Origin of the sequence: Eggerthella sp. 1_3_56FAA, from assembly GCF_000185625.1 — a bacterium.
GTDB lineage: Bacteria > Actinomycetota > Coriobacteriia > Coriobacteriales > Eggerthellaceae > Eggerthella > Eggerthella lenta.
On the sequence record NZ_GL622579.1, the window covers coordinates 231,169 to 250,330 of the forward strand.

A 19,162-nucleotide genomic window follows, 5' to 3' on the forward strand; every position below is an offset into this window, starting at 1 on the left:
GTCGGATGCGTCGTTCGAGAACCCCGCGTCATCAGGATCTCTCCAACTGAATCGATCGAGCCGCCCGTGCCTTTGCGCGGTCGGGCTCGCTATGTGCTGCAGGTGGTGCCGGGCAGGGAGCGTGCTATGGCCGAGCGCGTCAAGGCGCTTGCCGGTCCGGAGCTGGTGCGCGACTGCTTCGCGCTGAGCTACCGCATCCTCAAGAAGAACCAGGGCGTTTGGCGTCTGCTCACGGAGACCATGTTCCCGGGTTACCTGTTCGTAGCCTCCGACGACATCGAGGCTTTCGAGAAAACCATCAAACGCTCCACTGCGTTCGCGCGCCTTCTGGGCGCCGAGCGGCGCGCTTTCGCGCTGCGGCCCGAGGAGGCCTCGTTCGTGCATGATTTCGGCGGGCCGAGCCACGTGGTGGGCTTTTCCCGCGGCACGATAGACAACGGCCGCACCATCATCGACGAAGGGCCGCTACGCGGTCACGTCGACCGCATCAAGAAGATCGACCGTCACAAGCGCATCGCCTACCTGGACATCGGCCTGCTCGACCAGAAGCAGGTGAGGGTGGGGCTTGAGATCGTGCGAAAAACCTGACCGCGCCCTTCGCAGCTTGAACCAGCTTGCTGCGAGGAGCTCGACGGATAGGCGCCGACGGCGAAACCCCTCCTTCGATCTCCCCGCAGGAAACTGCATGCGCCTTTACGGGCGCGACCGAACATACTTCGATGCGCGAAAACGATGCCGCGTGTGCGTTTCGCCAGCTTCGAAGGGATGAATACCCCCGTCATACGTGCGCGCCGGCGGCATAGCCGAAGGGCGAAGCCATGCCGTCGCGCGTTGAGGAGCCGTGCATGTGGTACGTGGTGCAGACGGTGGCAGGGCGCGAGTTCGCCGTATGCCGCCTGATAGAGAGCTTGGTGGAGGGCGATGTGCTGCAGGAGTGCTTCGTGCCGCGCTACGAGGTGCAAAAGCAGTTCCGCGGCCAGTGGCGCACCTGTACGGCCACGCTGTTCCCCGGTTACCTGATCGTGGTGACCGACCGTGTGGACGAGCTGGAATCGCAGCTTCGGCGCGTGCCGGCGTTCGCTCGGGTGCTGAGCAACGACGGGGGTTTCGTTCCTTTGGAGCGCGACGAGGTGGCGTGGATCGACGCGTTCACCGAGAAGGGGCATCGGACGGTGGGCGTGTCCGAGGGCGTGATCGAGGGCGACCGGATCATCGTGCTGAAGGGCCCGCTGGTGGGCCGCGAGAGCTGGATCAGGAAGATCAACCGCCGCAAGCGCACCGCGTATCTGGAGATCGATATGTTCGGGCGAACCATCCAAACGAAAATCGGATTGGGAATTGTCAGAAAACGAACTTGAAAACGGAATAAGGGGAGTGGACGTTGGGGGAGCGGGCGTGCTGGACGAGACCGCCGGTTGCCATCCCGAGCAAGCGACCGGAGGGGTCCGCCAGGCTGTCATCCTGAGCGAAGCGACCGGAGGGAGCGCAGTCGAAGGATCCCGTGCGGCGTCAGCCGAAACCGCATGCGGCCCCATGGCCGCCGAGGGCCGCCTGGCCTACCGCTTCGCGAAGCGCGCCTTCGACATCGGCTTCAGCGCGTGCGCGATCGCGGCGCTCCTCATCCCCTCGATCATCCTCTGCATCGCCATCCGCCTGGAGTCCCCTGGCTGCCCCATCTACACCCAGAAGCGCGTCGGCCGCATCGGCCGCGACGGCGAGGTTGCGACCTTCGACATGTACAAGTTCCGCTCCATGTCCGCCGACGCCGACGAGCGCCTCTCCGAGCTCGCCGAGCTCAACGAGGCCGACGGCCCGCTCTTCAAGATCAAGGACGACCCCCGCGTCACGCGCATAGGCCGCTTCATCCGCAAGCACTCCATGGCTCCGGTAATAATAGGGACACCGGGCGACGGGGAGCCGACCAAATCCTTATCGCATCCAGAAAATTCCTCACTTGACCTGCAAAAATGCGAGCGTCGCCCGGGAACTTCCTTGGGTGCGCGCCACCATTATACCAACTTCCAATTCTTGTCTTTTGCCGTTTTCGGGGGCCCGGAGGGCGCCTCGGGGCGGCCTCTCTGCGCCTGCGTGCAGGCCCCTTTCGCGGCCGTTGGGACGGTGGCGTAAATGGCAAACAACCTTACGGACAGAGCAGCGACGGCTGCGGCAGGATCCGACGCTCTCTTCCCGGTGGAGGTGTCCCTCGGTGAGGCGGGCGTGGAGTGGCGCGGACGCGGGTCTGGCCAAGAGTGGCCCGACGGGGACGAGGGCGCCGACCCCGAGGTCGCCGCGGCTGCCGAGCGCCTCTCCAAGCGCCATGGATACCGCTTCGCCAAGCGCGCCTTCGACATCGCCTTCAGCCTCCTGGTGCTGGTCTGCTTCTGCTGGCTTTTCGCCATAATCGCGGTCGCCGTCAAGATGGACGACCCCAAGGGGCCGGTGCTGTTCAGGCAGAGGCGTGTAACCAAGGACGGCCGCGAGTTCACCATGTACAAGTTCCGCAGCATGTGCGCGGACGCGGAGGAGCGCCTTGCGGAGCTGAGGGCCCTCAACGAGAAGACCGGCCCCGTGTTCAAGATGCGCGACGACCCGCGCGTCACCCGCGTGGGGCGCCTGCTGCGGCGCGTGTCGCTCGACGAGCTGCCTCAGTTCGCGAACGTCCTGAAGGGCGACTTGTCGGTCGTGGGGCCGCGCCCCGCCCTGCCCTCCGAGGTCGCCGCCTACACACCGCGCCAGAGGCAGAGGCTGCTCGTCAAGAGCGGCATCACCTGCTACTGGCAGACGCGCAGGAACCGCGACTCCATCACCTTCGACGAGTGGGTTGATTTAGACCTGCTCTACATCAAGAAATGCGGTGCTTTAGCTGACCTCAAGCTGATTGTTCAGACCGTGGGCTGTGTGCTTACCGCGCAAGGAAACTAGGTAGTGAGTATGGAGAAAATACCCAAGCTGAACAGGCACGCCATCCTCAACACCTACGTGAATGACTTGACCATGGACGAGACCGTAGCCGAGGTGGAGCGCATCGTGGAGGCGGGGGTTCCCACCCAGCATGTGGTGGTCAACGCGTCCAAGGTGAACCTCATGGAGGACGACCCCGAGTTACGCTCAATCGTCAACGAATGCCCTCTCATCAATGCCGACGGCGCCTCCATCGTCTGGGCCGCGCGCATACTCGGCATTCCGCTGCGCGAGCGCGTGACGGGTATCGACCTGTTCCTACGTCTGGTGGAGCTCGCCCCGCAAAAGGGCTGGGGCGTATACCTCTTCGGTGCCAAGGAGGAGGTTGTCCGGAAGGTCAAGTCGATTCTCGAGGAGAGATACCCCGGCATCCGCATCGTGGGCGTGCGCAACGGCTACTTCACTGAAGACGAGGAGCCCACCATCGTCGCTGACATGGCTGCCTCGGGCGCCGATCTCATGTTCGTCGCCTTCTCGTCCCCCAAAAAAGAGTACTGGGTGCACCGGTACCTCGATCGTATCGGCATCCCTTTCGTGATGGGCGTCGGCGGCAGCTTCGACGTGGTTGCCGGGGTCACCGCTCGAGCGCCGGTGTGGATGCAGAGGTGCGGGCTGGAGTGGTTCTACCGGTTCATTCAAGAGCCGGGGCGCCTCTGGAGGCGCTACGTCATGGGCAACGCGAGATTCGTCGCGCTCGTCCTCAGGTACAAGCTAGGGAAAGGAAACCGCAATGGTTAATGTCATAGGGCTCGGCTACATAGGCCTGCCTACCGCTCTCATGATGGCCTCGCACGGGGTCGATGTCACGGGCACCGACTACAACGAAGATTTGGTGGCTACGCTCAACGCTGGCAGGACCACCTTCAAGGAGGAGGGGCTTGACGAGCTGTTCGAGGCGGCCGTGAAGGCCGGGGTGAAGTTCACGACCGAGTACCAGAAGTGCGATACCTACATCGTGAGTGTGCCGACTCCTTACGACAAGGTGGACAAGAGGATCGACCCGAGCTACGTCGTAACGGCATGCGAGACGGTGCTGGAGGTCGCGCCGGAGGGCGCGACGCTCGTCATCGAGTCCACGATTTCCCCGAATACGATCGACCGCTTCGTGCGTCCGCTGCTCGAGGGGGTCGGACGTCAGGACGTCTCTCTCGTGCACGCCCCGGAGCGCATCATTCCCGGCAACATGGTCTACGAGCTCGTGCACAACAACCGCACCATCGGCGCGGACGACCCGGAGGTGGGGCGCCGCGTCGCGGGGCTCTACGCCTCCTTCTGCCAGGGCGAGATCTCGGTCACCGACATCCGCACCGCCGAGATGACCAAGGTCGTGGAGAACACCTTCCGCGCCGTAAACATTGCCTTTGCAAACGAACTCGCCAAGATCTGCCGCATCGGCGGCATGGACGTGGCAGAGGTCATCCGGATCGCTAACAAGCACCCGAGGGTCAACATCCTGCGGCCCGGCCCGGGCGTCGGCGGCCACTGCATCCCCGTGGACCCTTGGTTCTTGGTGGGCGACTACCCCGAGACCGCGAGCTTCGTCAGGCTCGCCCTGCAGACCAACGCCTCCATGCCCGAGTACGTGCTCAGGCGCGCGCACGAGGCGATGGCCGAGAACGGCATCACGGATCCCTCAAAGGTCGGCATCTACGGTCTCACCTACAAGGAGGACGTGGACGACGTTCGCGAGTCCCCGACCCTGCAGCTGCTGGAGGCGCAGGCCGAGCACCTGTGCGGATCCCCCATGAGGGTCTACGACCCCTGGGTGGAGCGCGACGAGGTGCCCAACCAGGTGCACTCCATGGAGGAGTTCCTGGAGGGCTTGGAGATGGTCATCGTTATGATTGGCCACTCCGAGGTGAAGGACAAGCCCGAGGTGTTCGGGGACCGGGTCATCGTCGACCCCCGCGACGTCATGGGCGACGGCGCGAACGTGTACAAGCTGTAGGGATTGAATGTGAACGTCTACAAGTGGTACGCGGCGTCAAGATGGCTCTATCTGCACCATGTACCGATTCTACCTGGAATCATAAAAACGGGCATTCGAATTATATGGGGGGGGGTTATTCCTTACCAGGCAGATATCGGAAAAGGAACCATTCTCGGTTACCAGGCGTGCGGGATCGTCATCCACAAGAGATGTGTTATCGGCACGGGGTGTCATATCTCTCAAGGAGTGACCATCGGTGGAACATCGGGGTTGTATGAGGTTCCCGTGCTCGGAGAGAACGTCCAAGTCGGCGCGAACGCAGTGATTATCGGTCCAGTGCACGTAGGAAGTGGATCGGTTATCGGTGCCGGTGCCGTTGTGACCAGAGACATTCCACCGCGCAGCGTCGCGGTCGGCGTTCCTGCAAAGGTTGTTAAAACGCTCGAGGAAAACGAGACCGCATCGATTTAATAGGAAGGTTTTATGATGAAAGTGATGCTCGTCTTTGGGACGAGGCCCGAGGCAATCAAGATGTGCCCGCTCGTGTTGGAGCTGAAGGGCCGCCCCGACGAGTTCGAGACGGTCGTTACCGTCACCGGCCAGCACCGCGAGATGCTCGATCAGGTGTTGTCGGTGTTCGGGATCGTGCCCGAGCATGACTTGGCCATCATGAAGCCGGGTCAGACTCTCTTCGACATAACTTCCGATGTGCTCTTGAAGATACAGGCGGTGCTGGCGGAGGAGCGCCCGGACGTCGTGCTCGTCCACGGCGACACCACCACATCGTTCGCGGCGGCACTCGCCGCGTTCTACCTCCAGATACCTGTGGGGCACGTCGAGGCCGGCCTGCGCACGCGCAACCTGCTCTCCCCTTGGCCGGAGGAGTTCAACCGCCAGGCGGTCGACGTGATCTCGAACTGGTACTTCGCTCCAACGGAGACGAGCCGACAGAATCTGCTCGATGAAGCCAAGCCGGACGAGAGGGTTTTCGTCACCGGCAACACGGGCATCGACGCCCTGCGCCACACGGTGCGGGATGGCTACACTCATCCCGAATTGGAGTGGGCGGAGGACAGCCGCCTCATCCTTATCACAGCGCACCGTAGGGAGAACCTGGGTGAGCCCATGCACCGCATGTTCCGGGCCATCCGACGCGTCATGGAGGAAAGGCCGGATACCAAGGCAATCTACCCCATACACATGAACCCTCAGGTGCGCAAAGCGGCGCACGAGGAGCTGGACGGCTTTGACTGTCTGCACGTCATCGCCCCGCTCGAGGTGGTGGACTTCCACAACTTCATGGCTCGCTCGTACCTCATCCTCACCGACTCGGGAGGTATCCAGGAGGAAGCGCCCAGCCTCGGCAAGCCTGTGCTCGTCATGCGCGACACCACCGAGCGTCCTGAGGGCGTGGCGGCCGGCACGCTGCGCCTCGTCGGCACGGAGGAGGACACCATCTGTCGCGAGTTCTCCCGCCTGCTGGACGATCCGGCGGAGTATGAGGCTATGTCCCATGCGAGCAACCCCTACGGGGACGGGTGCGCTAGCGAGCGCATCGCAGACGTCCTTTCGGGGAGGGTTTCTGCGTAGATGGGCCTCTCCTGGTACATACGAAGGCTCAGGGCTATGAGTGCTGGCGAGGTCGCGTACCGTGTGTCCCAGCGGTGCCTGCAGAGACGCGAGAGGGCGGAGTTCCGTGAGCCAATACCCGTGTACGAGGTGCGGGCGTACGGGGAGCCCCCGGAGCCTGTCCTGTCGAAACTTGGTCTGAACCTTGCGAACGATGCCTTCACCGCTGGCAGGTCGATCGAGCTCCTTGGCGGCTACGGTTACGATGACTACCGGACACGCTGGCACGCCGCCTTCCAGTCAGAGGGCGACTGGCCTGTGCGCTTCGCGCACGACTACTCGTTCAGCGCCGAGGGGGTCCCGGGCGACATACGCACCAACTGGGAGCTCAACAGGCACCATCAGTTCACCGTCCTCGCAAAGTCTCACTTCGCTACGGGTGACGACTGCTATCTCAAAGAGCTTTCGGAGCTGTTCAGGGACTGGAACGATAAGAACCCCTTCCTCTGGGGTCCCGAGTGGTCGAGCCCCATGGAGAACTCCATCAGGCTCGTCAACTGGCTTGTCGCTGCGGCGTTCCTCGACGCGACGGATGGTGCAGGCGAGCTCGCCCGCGCTCTCCGCGACCGCCTTGCGGACGGCTCCTGGGTGATTGCTGCCAACGTACGCCGGCACTACTCTCGCCATTCATCCGCCAACAACCACACCGTCATTGAGGCAGTTGGCGTAGGCATCGCCGCTGTAGTTTTCGGTGAGGAGGGATGGCTCCTCGAAGCCGTCTCTCTCCTGGAGAACGAGATCACGCGCCAAACCTGGCCCGATGGCGTGAACAAGGAGCAGGCGCTCCACTATCAGCTCTTCGTCATGGAGGCGCTCTGTCTCCTCTCGCACGTCCTCCGCGCGTCGGGACACGAGCTCCCTTCGGAGCTGGCGTCCCTGGTTCGTTCGATGGCGGGTTACGCACGGTCCTGCAGCGTCGGCAACGGCCGCTACATTGAGTTCGGGGACGATGACGAGGGGCGCATCCTCAATCTATCGCCGTCCAAGGCCGGCTATCCGGACTACGTCCTCTCCTTGGCTTCCTTGGAGTGTGGTGAGAGCGTCCGCTGGGTGCGGGATGTGTCTGCCGACGAAACCGTGCGCTGGCTCTATCCTGATTCGGAGCTGGAAACGGCCGGCGCAATGCCCTTGAGGATGCCAGCCGATATAGAGACCTTTCTTGACGGCGGCGTTACCGTGCTTCGGACGGACGAAGACGCTGTCCTAGCGGTCGACCACGGCCCGCTGGGGCTTGGGCCACTTGCGGCTCACGGCCATGCTGACGCGCTCAGTGTGCAGCTCTACGTCGATGGGGTGCCGGTGCTCGTAGACCCCGGCACCTATATCTACAACGGAGACCCCGAGATGCGCGACCTGTTCCGCTCGACCGCGGTGCACAACACGGTGTGCGTCAGCGGTAAAGACCAATCCGAGATGCTCGGCCCCTTCCTTTGGGGCAAGCGCTCGGAATGCGAGGTGGAACGCGTATTCGAAAGCGGCCTCGCCGCGCGCTGCGCTTGGCCGGACGGTGCCACCATCCATGCGAGAGAGGTGGAGATATCCCCGACCATCATCGATATCAAGGATAGGGTCCACTGCCCCAGCGAGACGACAAGCGCGGTCGCGTCCTTCGTGTTTGCGCCGGGAACCGAACTGGTCGTCGAGGACTCAGCGCTGCTGGCTATAGTCTCCGGGCTGAAGCTGGCCCTATATTTCGAAGGTGCCAAGGATGTCTGCATCGACGAGGTCCCCTGCTCTTCTCGTTACGGCTCCCAGGTTCGGGCTCCGAGGGCGCTTGTCGTCATGGGGCGCTCGGAGGAAGGCTGCGTGAGAACCCTGAAGACCATGATCAGAAAGGCCGGGAAATGAGCACGCTCGGAACGCTGAAAAAACGGGCGAACCAGCTTGCGCCCGACTTCATCAAGCAGGCCGCCGCGCCGCTTATCCGTCGCCAGCTGACGGGGAACCGTGCGTTTCGCGAGCAGTACGAGTTCCTCACGCGAGCCAAGGGGATGAGCTCCGATGAGAGGGCGACGTGGCAGCTCGACCGCCTCAGGCGGGTATTAATCGATGCCTATCACCATGTTCCGTACTACCGCGAGGTATTCGACGGTGCCGGGCTCGATCCGAGCGGACTCCGCGATTTCTCCGAGCTAAGCGTCATCCCCCTGCTGACGAAGAAGGTCTTGAAGGAACGGTTCGACGATCTTCAGTCTCCTGATGTCGACGACTACTACCTCGCGACGACCGGCGGGTCGACGGGCGAGCCGACCAAGGTCAACCTGGATACGAGGTCCATATATCTTGAGAGGGCGTTCGTCTACGCGTTCTGGGCGGAGCAGGGATATGATTGGAGAGCCAGCCGCGTTGCGACGCTTCGAGGCGTCAAATTCGGGGGCAAGCTGCACCGGCCCGACCCCCTATACAACGCCGTATTGCTCAACCCGTTTCTTCTCAACGAGGGCAACGTGTCCGAATACGTTAGCACGATCGACTCGTTCGGGGCCGACTTTATACACGGGTACCCTTCGGCGATCCAGAACCTCTGTCTGCTCATGAAGAGGACAGGAGTCTTGCCGAAAAGACGCATCCGCTGCGTTTTCTTCGTATCCGAGAACGTGGAGCAGCGCCATGTCGACCTCGTCAGGGATGTTCTGGGGTGCCCCGCCAGGGCGTTTTACGGCCATTCGGAAAGGGCTGTTTTCGCCGAGCAGCACGGGGATGTGGTGTCGTACGATTTCAACCCCTTCTACGGATACACCGAGATCGTGCCCCACGGCGACGGGAACATCGTGTGCACCGGGTTCCTCAGTCGGCGGATGCCCCTCATCCGCTACGCCGTGGACGATACGGCGACGCCCTCCGAGCCTTGCGTCTCGATTTCCGGCCATCATGACGACACCGTGCTCTACGGCAGAAGCGGGGAGCGGATCAGCCAGACGGCCGTCAACTTCCACGACGGGACTTTCGACGGGGTCGAGGCCTATCAGCTGGTTCAATCCGAGGTGGGGCGCGCCGAATGCCGCGTCCGATCCTCATCTTCGCTCTCGGACTCCGATATCGGTGCGATAGCGTCCGCCCTGGACGGAAAGACCGAGGGGCGCATTGCCTGGCAAGTGACCCAGAACAAACCTTTCGAGCTAACGCAGCGCGGTAAGGCGAAAACCATTGTGCAGAAAATCGGGTGGGGGGGGGTCGTGATTCGCGGACATAGAGAGGGCGATTACCTCGTGGGCCGCAATGGTGAGCGCCTTACGCTTAGCGCGCTCAATTTCCACGGATCCACATTCGACGGAATCGGGGGCGTGCAGGGATACCAGTTCGTTCAGACGGCCCCCGGCAGCGCCGTCTGTCGCCTGCGCTGCGACCGCATCTTAGGACGGGGCGAAGTGCGCCAGATCGCGGATAGGCTGGCTCGGGGCACGGGCAGCTCGGTTGCATGGGATGTAACCCAGGATGAGCCCTTCGCTTTGTCTCCGCGAGGCAAGGCAAAGGCCGTGTGCAGGTTGTTTCAGGAGGAAAGCTGAGTTGACTGGAGATCTTTCTAAAAAAACGAGTTGTACAGCGAAGAATCTATTGTTTATTGGAGAGTTCCCTCCGCCGTATGGCGGCGTAACGATAAAGGACTCTCTTCTCGTCGAAGAAGTGTTTGATGACTGCTGCGTTGAACGGTTTGATTTGTACTGCTTCAAGAGAGATAGATTCAAGGCTCCGTGGAACGCAATACGTCTGATCCAAATGATAAAGAAAGCGAGTGTGGTCGCGGTCGGCGTGGGTCACCCGGCAAGGACATGCTGGGTGTTCCGCATTGCAAAGGCTATACGAGGCTATCCATTTCTTGGCAAGATCAGCGTGTTCATGATGGGTGTGGGAACGCCTGCTTACCTCCAGGAGCATCCGCGATACATCCCGCTGGTATCGAAGGGTCGCTGCATTTTCACTGAAAGCGAGCAGCTCAACAGGCAACTCGCTGATCTCGGCTGCAAGAACGCGCGCTTTCTTCCTAACTGTCGAAAAGGGGTCGGCGCATGTGAGCCGAGCCCGGTGGGCAATATCGTGCGCTTTGTGTACTTTGCACAAGTCCGGCCAGAAAAAGGCATCGAGACACTTGCGAGGGCTGTCAAAGCGCTTAATTCGGAAGGGTATGAAGATCAGTTCGATGTCGCGATTTATGGATCGATTCAGAAAGGGTATGAAACGGCATTCTCCGGATTGTTCAGGGGAGTACCTAATGCGACCTATAGAGGCGCCTTCGACTCAAGCAAAAACAATGTCTACAAAGAGCTGAACCAGTACGACGTTTCGGTCTCCTCCTCCTCATGGCGAGAAGGGATGAGCGGCACGAACATTGAGAGCAAGTTTGCCGGTATAACCAGCATCGTAAGCGATGCTGGCCTCAATTCCGAATGCGTACAAGATGGAGTGGACGGGCTGTTGGTTAAACCCGGTGATGTTGATTCTCTGCAAAATGCCATGCGACGAGTGATAGAAGATACATCGCTGTTAGAGCGCCTGAAAAACGCAAGCTACCAGAGCCGAATCGATTACGACGTAGCCACGTGGAGGCAGGAGGTGCTAGATGTCGTTTTTCAATAATCCTTTCAAGCAAGACACTTACCATTATTTCGGAAAAGACAAGGTCGATTTCAAGCATCTACTGAAGGATCACGGCTACCGCTACGTTTTCTATTTGCGTCAATGCCAGGCAGGCGGCTGGAGAAAACTCATATTCAGTATCCCCAGAAAGCACCTGTCCCTGCGCCACGGTATCGAGATTAGCCCCGAAGTTCGTTGCGGGGGAGGGTTGTACCTTGGACACCCTTACGGAATCACGGTCAGCACCGGGGCGGTGCTTGGGATGAACGTTAACCTGCATAAAGGATGCACGACTGGGCGTGAGAATAGAGGGAAGCGACAGGGGTATCCAACTATCGGAAACTGCGTCTCCGTAGGAATTAACGCCACTGTAGTCGGTCGCATAACCGTCGGAGACGATGTAATGATTGCGGCAGGTTCCTTTGTGAACCGCGATGTTCCCTCTCATTCGATCTGCATCGGCAATCCGTGTCAAATCATTCCAAAAGAGGGCGCAACTGATGGCTACATCGTCAACAGGGTCGGTGCTGAATGATGAGCGTGCCGAAAATAATTCATTATTGCTGGTTCGGGGGAGGGCCTATCAGCGAACAGGCTGAGAGGTCTTTGGAGTCATGGCGTCGGTTTGCCCCGGACTATGAAATCAGGCGCTGGGACGAGAGTAACTTTGATATCGATGAATGCTCATTTGCGAAGGGCGCTCATAGTGCGGGAAAGTGGGCATTCGTTTCCGACTATGCGCGGTTCAAAGTTCTATACGAGCATGGCGGGATATATATGGATGTCGGCTCTGAGCTGGTGAAAGGAATCGATGGCCTTATAAAAGAGTACGCGCCTCTTGTTGGCATAGAAAGGGGCAGCTTCACAGCAAGCACAGGGCTCATTGCTGCCTGCGGCGCTCACGAGGTGCTCTTTGAAGAGATTCTGAAGAAATACGAATCCATTGAGTTCGAAAATACTGACGCCTTCTGCGCGGCGCACACGGTCAATGACATGCTCACAAGCACACTTATCGAGCATGGCTATAAACGCAATGGAGAATTCCAAACCGTATATGGCTGGACTTTTTTGCCACCGGAGTTTTTTGACCCGGCGTACGGATTCGGAGGCTATGCCATAACCGAAAACACTTATAGCGTTCATAAAGGCTCGGGGTCCTGGTGCCCTCCGCCTCTCAAGACAAAAAGAAGGATTGTTCATAGAATTGCACCCTATGTCGGCTCACGACCGGCGCAAATCATCGGTCGCATTGTAGGAGAAATCTCCTACAATGGCGTGAAAGGCGGCTTCTCTAACCTTCTTGGTGTCACGGCGAGTGTACTTGGGAGAGGGAAAGCCCGCACCCTCATCCCCCCTCAAGTTTATGAGCCTTCATTAGTTAAGAAAGCAGAGCCAGTTCATCAGGATACGGTGCGCATAGCACTCGTTCTACCGTATTTTGGATCACTACCGAGCTATTTTCGATACTGGCTTGAGAGCGCAGGAAAGAACAAGGACATCGATTTCCTGATCTTCAGCGACTGCGATTTCAGCGAATATGATGTTCCGAACAATGTGATTATTAACTACTGTTGTTTAGGGGACGTAAAATCGAGGATTAGCGACATACTTGATTTTCGCGCTGCACTTCATAAACCCTACAAGCTTTGTGATTTCAGGCCGTTGTACGGCCTCATATTCAGCAGCGAACTGAATGATTACGATTACTGGGGCCATTGCGATTCCGACGTAATTTGGGGGAATTTACGCAAGTTTATAGAACCCGGTCTCAGCGGTGGCTATGATCGCCTGCTGAGCAATGGCCATCTTTGCATATATAAAAATGTTTCGCACATTAACCGATTCATTCTAACGCCACCTTCGGGCGAGCATGTTACCTACAAAGACGTGTATCGTCTTTCAGGAAGTATGGGGTACGACGAATCAAAACTTCTCGCCGACAATCTTGCGGCAGTCGGGGGGCGCCAATGGGATAGAGACTGCTTCGCCGACGTTGACTTTCGTACCAAGCAATTCGTTTGCAGATATAAAGGCGATCTCCATGAAACTGTGGCGTTTTTTCGGTGGAAAGACGGATCCCTATTTGGGTATTGCTCAAATGGCGAATCGCTTTACAAGAAAGAATACGCTTACCTTCATTTGCAGAAAAGAAAGATGGAAATCTCAAACATTCCACTCGACCAGTGTGTCATTACTCCTACTGAGTTCGCTGATGAAAAGCTATTTGACGAAGAACTGATTCCTACATTGCTCGCCCCCGATCAAAAATGGCAGTCATATTGGAGAAGGCAGGAGCTCTGGCTGAAGATTAAGAACAACTTAATGGGCTATGCGCTCCTCAAGGCAAAGAAGCGTCTCCTGAACAGGGGTGCGAAATGATAGCCGCTCAGCATAGAATTCTTGAAGTTCGAAAAACGCCGCGAAAAACAGACGATTCCTATAGAAGCACGATAGCGGAACTCCCCGGGCTATTTACGGCGGGCTTTACCCTCTCGTATCTCAAGGGATTCTTATCAACGTTAGCTACTGTCGAGTTACCTCCTCTTCTTGACAACGCATTGCTGCTAGCGGGGCTCTCATTCCTGATTTTGCACTTGATTGCCAATGCTCAGATGCTAGGAAAAAAAATAATTCCCTGCTTTGCTGTCCTCGTGCTTATGGCTGCTTGCTACGTTCTATCAAGTGACAGCTCTCCTTTCTTTGCCTGCCTAGTATTCTTCTGCGCGATCTCGCTCACAAATGTGCGTCCACTGATAAAACTATGGTTCTGGATGACGTGCTTGCTGGTTGCGTTCAACTCATTAGTTTACGGTTTGCAAGTTGTTGCGGGCTCCGCCGAAGTGTTTTATAGGTTTGAAGGGGGATTGAGCACGGTTCGTTTCGGTATGGGGTTTGTTCACCCTAACATGGCCGGCGCCTTCCTTTTCTGGCTATGTGGATGTGGCCTGTATCTCCGTTACGGGAAGCAAACCATTCTTGATTATGTAGTGGTCGAAGCAGTGGCGATCTTTGTGATTGTGGTAGTCGACTCAAGAACCTCGGGTTACCTGACGAGCGCACTTCCTTTTGTCTTTTGCATGCAGAGCCGGTGGCACCTTTTTACGGGAAGTAGAGCGATCCGTTTTGTCCTTGGTCTATTGCCGGTTGCCTTGTTTCTGGTCACGTTCGCCTTGGCCGGGCCGCTCTACAACGCAGATATTGGCGAGTCATTCACTGGTCGCCCATGGCTATGGCACGCTTGCCTCGAGAGTCAAGGACTTACTTTGTTTGGCCAAGAGTTCCAGGACGCTCGAGCGATTGGTTCTGGCGGCTTTACATGGGTTGCAACAACGTTGGATAGCTTTTATGCCAACGGGCTCATGGTGTCGGGGCTTCTGTTTTCGTCGCTTTTTTGCATTGCGTTCTTTAAACGATGCCAGCGAGACGACAGAATGCTGAAAGCCGCAATGCCTTTTTTGGTGCTCGTCCTTTTGTTCGGTTTCACTGAGGGACATTTGCTGGATATCTGCTTCGGGTTCCCCTTGATTATGATATGCAGCACCGGCTTCTCGCTTTCGAACAGCCAATTCGAAAGAACCAAGAGATTACAGCAGGTTTAGGTGAAGACTGCTTGTCAAAACTTTCTATCGCAACTAGTTATCCGATCGATAGCGTTGCCTGCCTAATCGTTGAGTTATGAGGTGTCCACTATATGTCCGAAGCTGAAGCGTCTGTAAACAAGAGAAGATCAGAACGCCGTCGTACCGGTATTGTTCTTTCGTATGTTTACACGGTGGCACAGGTGGTTGTTAATCTACTTTATGTCCCCATTCTATTGAGAGGCATTGGAGATAGCGAGTACGGTCTATACCAGATTATCGGATCGGTGATGGCGTACATCCTTCTCATGAATTCGACTTTCTCCGGAGGGGTAACACGATTCTATTGTAAGTATTACTCCGAGGGCGATATTCTCATGATGGAAAACACGCTTGCCATAAGCAGGCGTATCTATAACTACGCGGCGGTGGTGTCTATAGGGGTTGGAGCGATTGCGATTGTCGCTGTGCGTTTTGTCTACGCTGGAGTGCTGACTGCTTTTCAGGTGCTGGAGAGCTCGCTCATGCTCGCGGTCTTAATTGCGAATCTCATCGTGACGATGCATAACACCATCGATGTTGCCGTAATAAACGCAAATGAGAGATTCTCCTTCTTGAAGGCTACGCAGATTGCGACAGTGGTAGTTCAGCCAATCCTCATTGTGTTGCTGATCCAATGGCAGCCATACGCCATCAGCATCGTCTGCGTTCAGTTTGGGACGAATATAATATGCTTCGTTATACAGCGTTTGTACCGAAGCAAAGTTCTAGGTGCGCGCATCAAAATGCACTCCCGTGACCAGGAGCTGATGAAAGCGATCCTCCGGTTCTCATCCGGGATACTGCTTGTTCTTGTTGCAGATCAGGTGTTCTGGAGGACGAACCAGCTTATCATCGGTTTTTTCTATGGTACGTCTGTCGTCGCCGTATATGGTGTGGCAGCCCAAGTCTACGCGGCGTACGGGCCGATGGGCACGGCAGTGTCGTCAGTGTTTATGCCGCATATCTCTCGACTCTATTATTCCGATCGTACGGGGAGGGCAATATCTGACTTGTTCAAGCGAGTCGGAAGGATAGCAACATACCCGCTTCTCCTCGTTCTTCTCGGATTTCTAGTATTCGGGAAAGAGTTCATTGCGATGTGGGCGGGCGACGGGTATCAAGATGCATATCTTATCGCTCTTCTCGTAATGGTGCCTTACACAGTCGATCTGATGCAAAATCTAGGATTGACAATCATGCAGGTTGAGAACAAGTATGCATTCCGTGGTGTTGTATATGCGATTCTCGCAGCGGCAAACATCGCAGCAGTTTTTATCATATCGCCAGCGTATGGCCCTATTGGGGCTGCTGCATGCACTGGCCTCCTCATGCTCGTTGGCAACGGTCTCGTAATGAATGTGTTCTACGCTAAGGTTATGAAGCTTGACATCCTAGGATATTGGAAAGAAATAGCGCGCGTCGCAATACCGCTGTGCTTGTTCGGATGCGCATTTCTCGCAGCGAAAGGCGCGTTTGATATATCAGTTTCGGGATGGCTAGACTTTTCATTATGGATTGTTGCTTTTGGGATCCTCTATACAATCGTAGCTTACCTGTTCTCTATGAATCGATATGAGAAGGGTATCTTGCTGGGTTTGGTTAAGCGACTTAAGAAGTCGTAGTGTTTGGAATAATGATGTCTTTGGAGCAGGTCTATCTGGACTGTCGAGGTGCGTACTAAGCATCCATTGACTAGATAGTTGCCGTAATTAATCCAAGGGATTAGTTTTGTTTTCGGGCCGGGCGTATCAATACCCGGCTCTTTTCATGTATGAGCCATTGTGAGAGAGTTAATTCCGAAACACCTCAAGCTTCAAAACTTCTTCCTCGATCCTTACCTTATAGGCCCTCTTCCCGGGAATCATCTCGTGCCGGTACATCTCGTCGAGGTGCATCGTCCAGTTGATGATCGACGAGTGCCTGCTCTTCATGAGTTCCATCTGGACATCGGGGTCGGCGAGCAGCCTCCTCGATGACCCCGGAGCCATCTTGTTCATGATGGAGATTAGCTGCCTGATTCCCTCCTGCGATGCCTTGATCTCGAAAGCCCTCTTCAGCTTCGCGAAGATGTAGCCCAGGCTGCGGAACAGCTCCTCGTTTCCCGCGCACATGGCGCAGATGGCAATCACCGCGACGCACTGGACGTGGAAGAGCGAATTCTTCCTCTTTCTTGCCTCCGAGAGGCCGTTGAAAGCGATCTTTAGCAGCCTCAGCGGGCTCCGGCTTTCCATCGGCGCCCTCTCGAGGCGCGAAAGCTCCATGAACCATCTGAGCGAGACGGCGACGACGGCTTGGTTCCCCAGTTGCTCGGGATGCTCCCTGACGATCGTCTCGTGCTGTTTGACGAGTCTGTTGAAGCTGGCGGTGTCGCAGCCTTCTTCGACCGCGCCCTTCGCCAGGGCGTTGGTGACCTCGGCGCCTATCGCAGACGCGGTCTCGTATGCCTTGTAGCCGTCTCCTGCGTAGTTGAGGTCCTGGAGCGCGCCCACGGCGGACTCGAACTGCGCTGCGTGGCCCGCTGAGGGCTCAGCGTTGTTGGTGAGCTGTCGTATGCTCGCCAGGGCGGACATCCGGTCGGCGCAGGCGCCGTCTATCTTGGAGCGGTTGTCCTCGAGGGTCCGGCGCAGTTGACAGAGGTCCTTGTCGCTCTGCTTGACGTTGCCGCGCTTCAGGTCGAACTTCGCCATGTAGTAGGTGAGGGCAGCCTCCGACTGGGCTCCGTAGCGCGATGTTATCCCCCGGTCGAGGGCCGCCCGGATGATCGAATCCACCTTCACCCCGCTGCAATAGATCTCGCTGAGGGCTATCCATGAGCCCTGCTCGTCGGCTGCGCTTAGGAACTCGTCGCCGTCGGGGAGGTGTATCTGCCTCATGAGGAGGTCCATGGAGGCGGGGAGGGCTTCAGTGGCGAGCAGGTTGATCCCGGCCGCCTCCTCTTCCCTTATCCTCTGCGGAGCCGCCAGGGCGATCCTTTGAAGTGCCTCCTTGATCCTCGCCTCGTCCCCCTCACTGATGCTCGTTTTGCCGTAGAGCTGGACGGCAACCTCTTTGATCATCGCGGCGAGCGCTTTTCTCCTCTCCTGCGTCAGCCGAGTGTCGCCCGACTGCTGGGCGAGCTCCCCGAAGTCGCCCCATCCTCGTTTCTTCAACAGCTTTGTGATGCCCTTCGCCACGAGGTCGGGGTCGTATGTGGACGAGTCCTCTCCGATTCGCAAGCCGGCATTTACCAGCGCGCAGAGCGCCTCGACGGTTCTCTCGTTGAAGGCGGCTTTCCCGGATTTGATGGCGTTGCGCAGCATGCTGCGGTAGGGCGTCGCCGTGCTCACTATGCGCCATTTTATAGGCTCGACCAAGATGGTCCCGAAGCATGCCCTGAGAATGTCCTCCAGCAGCTGCGCCGTGCCGCACGGTCCCTCTTTACCCTCGCTCATATCACGGCTCCTTCCCGCTTTTGAACCGATTTGAAACCGAGCTCCGTCATTCTTTGACACCGCCGCTGAACTGCGCTGATGAGCTGCCGCAACTATGATTTTCTCATCCTTTGGGGACGGGGAGGCCAGCGCACCCGGCGGGTGACCTGGCGGCGAACTCATCTGCTCTTGAAGGTTATTGTCTGCCCGTTGTATCGATTCTAGCAGCGCGCGCGGGCCGTGGGGCTCGGTTCCTCCGGCGCCGAGGCAAGGCGCCGGAAGCCTGCGAGACGGAGGTCATCATGGGTCCATAAAGCATTGAATGGGAGCTAGTGCTTAAGCGCTCGAGAGCTTCGAGCTCTAGCCAGGCAGGTGCGCGCAGCCTCCAGCAGGGAGGTCCTGTCGGCCGTCCTTCGGCCGTTGCGCCCACCGATCGCCAGGCTGGGCCCGAGAATTCGTGCTGCGCGCACCTGCCTTCTCGCGGAAAGGGACCGCCCCGCCTGGGCTCGAAGGAAGCTCAGGTGCTATGATGAACGAACGCAGGGACGGGCGCTATCCGCACGAGAAGTCTCTCGAGGGAGCGCGCAACTCCGCCTCGAGGAGGGCGGAGCGCTCCAAGGAGGATGTCCGGGAGGTATACGAGCATGCCGACGGCGTGACCATCGTGTACGAGACGCATGCCGTCCGCCTCGAGGGCGTGCGGCGCACGCTGATCCCCCTGGACCTCGTGGACGAGTACCCCATCGTCATGGAGTTCGCGAACGACGAGGGCCCCGTCGGCAAGGGCATGCCCCACCGGCCTGCCGACCGGCCCGCCATCGAGGTCAGGGGCGCCATGAGGGACGTGAAGCACGAGGTGCTCCGGCGGGCCGCGTCGGGGACGGTCCGCGACGCCGACGGCGTGATGCGCAAGTTGGTGGTCTGGCCCGACGAGCTCGGGGAGGGGTCTTTCCGCTTCCGCCTGGAGTGGTGGGCAGGCTATTTGCGCGAAAGGATCGATGCCAGGCGCGAGGGCTCCCGCCGCGCCATCCGCGACG

The 19,162-nt window shown here is 58.1% G+C and carries 17 protein-coding genes; 16 read left to right on the forward strand and 1 reads right to left on the reverse strand.

Annotated features, from left to right (window positions below; translation table 11 throughout):
• Positions 1-102: 102 nt before the first annotated feature.
• From HMPREF1023_RS00995 to HMPREF1023_RS01060, 15 genes are all read left to right on the forward strand, one after another.
• Entirely contained in the window at positions 103-588 is a 486-nt protein-coding gene (locus tag HMPREF1023_RS00995; RefSeq protein ID WP_255346932.1) for an antitermination protein NusG, read from the forward strand.
• A gap of 257 nt (positions 589-845) precedes the next feature.
• The gene (loaP, locus tag HMPREF1023_RS01000) at positions 846-1,358 is read left to right on the forward strand and encodes an antiterminator LoaP (RefSeq protein WP_009304262.1); all 513 of its coding nucleotides are present in this window, start codon (positions 846-848) and stop codon (positions 1,356-1,358) included.
• Positions 1,359-1,374: 16 nt separating this feature from the next.
• A complete protein-coding gene (locus tag HMPREF1023_RS15835) occupies positions 1,375-2,127 on the forward strand; it encodes a sugar transferase (RefSeq protein WP_009304263.1) in 753 nt (250 codons plus the stop codon).
• Positions 2,128-2,922 carry a sugar transferase gene (locus HMPREF1023_RS01010; protein ID WP_009304264.1) on the forward strand — a complete coding sequence of 265 codons (795 nt, stop codon included), beginning with the start codon at positions 2,128-2,130 and terminating at the stop codon, positions 2,920-2,922. It abuts the gene before it with no gap.
• Positions 2,923-2,931: 9 nt separating this feature from the next.
• The gene (locus HMPREF1023_RS01015; RefSeq protein WP_009304265.1) at positions 2,932-3,699 is read left to right on the forward strand and encodes a WecB/TagA/CpsF family glycosyltransferase; all 768 of its coding nucleotides are present in this window, start codon (positions 2,932-2,934) and stop codon (positions 3,697-3,699) included.
• Entirely contained in the window at positions 3,692-4,909 is a 1,218-nt protein-coding gene (locus tag HMPREF1023_RS01020; protein WP_009304266.1) for a nucleotide sugar dehydrogenase, read from the forward strand. The genes HMPREF1023_RS01015 and HMPREF1023_RS01020 overlap by 8 nt, the downstream gene beginning before the upstream one ends.
• A 9-nt stretch (positions 4,910-4,918) precedes the next feature.
• Complete coding sequence (locus HMPREF1023_RS15080) at positions 4,919-5,362, forward strand: serine O-acetyltransferase (RefSeq protein WP_114516670.1); 444 nt, start codon at positions 4,919-4,921, stop codon at positions 5,360-5,362.
• 12 nt (positions 5,363-5,374) lie between these two features.
• Complete coding sequence (wecB, locus tag HMPREF1023_RS01025; RefSeq protein ID WP_009304268.1) at positions 5,375-6,481, forward strand: non-hydrolyzing UDP-N-acetylglucosamine 2-epimerase; 1,107 nt, start codon at positions 5,375-5,377, stop codon at positions 6,479-6,481.
• Between the two features lie 36 nt (positions 6,482-6,517).
• A complete protein-coding gene (locus HMPREF1023_RS01030; RefSeq protein WP_181872248.1) occupies positions 6,518-8,368 on the forward strand; it encodes an alginate lyase family protein in 1,851 nt (616 codons plus the stop codon).
• Complete coding sequence (locus HMPREF1023_RS01035) at positions 8,365-10,026, forward strand: phenylacetate--CoA ligase family protein (RefSeq protein WP_009304270.1); 1,662 nt, start codon at positions 8,365-8,367, stop codon at positions 10,024-10,026. The genes HMPREF1023_RS01030 and HMPREF1023_RS01035 overlap by 4 nt, the downstream gene beginning before the upstream one ends.
• Before the next feature lies 1 nt (position 10,027).
• Entirely contained in the window at positions 10,028-11,095 is a 1,068-nt protein-coding gene (locus tag HMPREF1023_RS01040) for a glycosyltransferase family 4 protein (protein WP_021410758.1), read from the forward strand.
• Complete coding sequence (locus tag HMPREF1023_RS15085) at positions 11,079-11,630, forward strand: serine acetyltransferase (RefSeq protein ID WP_009304272.1); 552 nt, start codon at positions 11,079-11,081, stop codon at positions 11,628-11,630. Before HMPREF1023_RS01040 ends, HMPREF1023_RS15085 begins: the two co-directional genes overlap by 17 nt.
• A gap of 5 nt (positions 11,631-11,635) precedes the next feature.
• Positions 11,636-13,474 (forward strand): DUF6625 family protein, encoded by a 1,839-nt coding sequence (locus HMPREF1023_RS15010; RefSeq protein ID WP_009304273.1) that lies wholly within the window; start codon positions 11,636-11,638, stop codon positions 13,472-13,474.
• On the forward strand, positions 13,471-14,694 hold the full coding sequence (locus tag HMPREF1023_RS01055; RefSeq protein WP_009304274.1) for a hypothetical protein: 1,224 nt from the start codon (positions 13,471-13,473) through the stop codon (positions 14,692-14,694). Before HMPREF1023_RS15010 ends, HMPREF1023_RS01055 begins: the two co-directional genes overlap by 4 nt.
• A 92-nt stretch (positions 14,695-14,786) precedes the next feature.
• Entirely contained in the window at positions 14,787-16,337 is a 1,551-nt protein-coding gene (locus HMPREF1023_RS01060) for a lipopolysaccharide biosynthesis protein (RefSeq protein WP_009304275.1), read from the forward strand.
• Between the two features lie 168 nt (positions 16,338-16,505).
• Here the strand turns inward: HMPREF1023_RS01060 and HMPREF1023_RS01065 are convergent, their stop codons facing one another.
• Positions 16,506-18,146, reverse strand: coding sequence for a hypothetical protein (locus HMPREF1023_RS01065; protein WP_009304276.1), 1,641 nt, complete (start codon positions 18,144-18,146; stop codon positions 16,506-16,508).
• 505 nt (positions 18,147-18,651) lie between these two features.
• On the opposite strand from HMPREF1023_RS01065, the gene HMPREF1023_RS15565 reads away from it, so the two are divergent.
• On the forward strand, positions 18,652-19,162 hold a 511-nt coding region (locus HMPREF1023_RS15565), incomplete at its 3' end, for a hypothetical protein (RefSeq protein ID WP_035578233.1).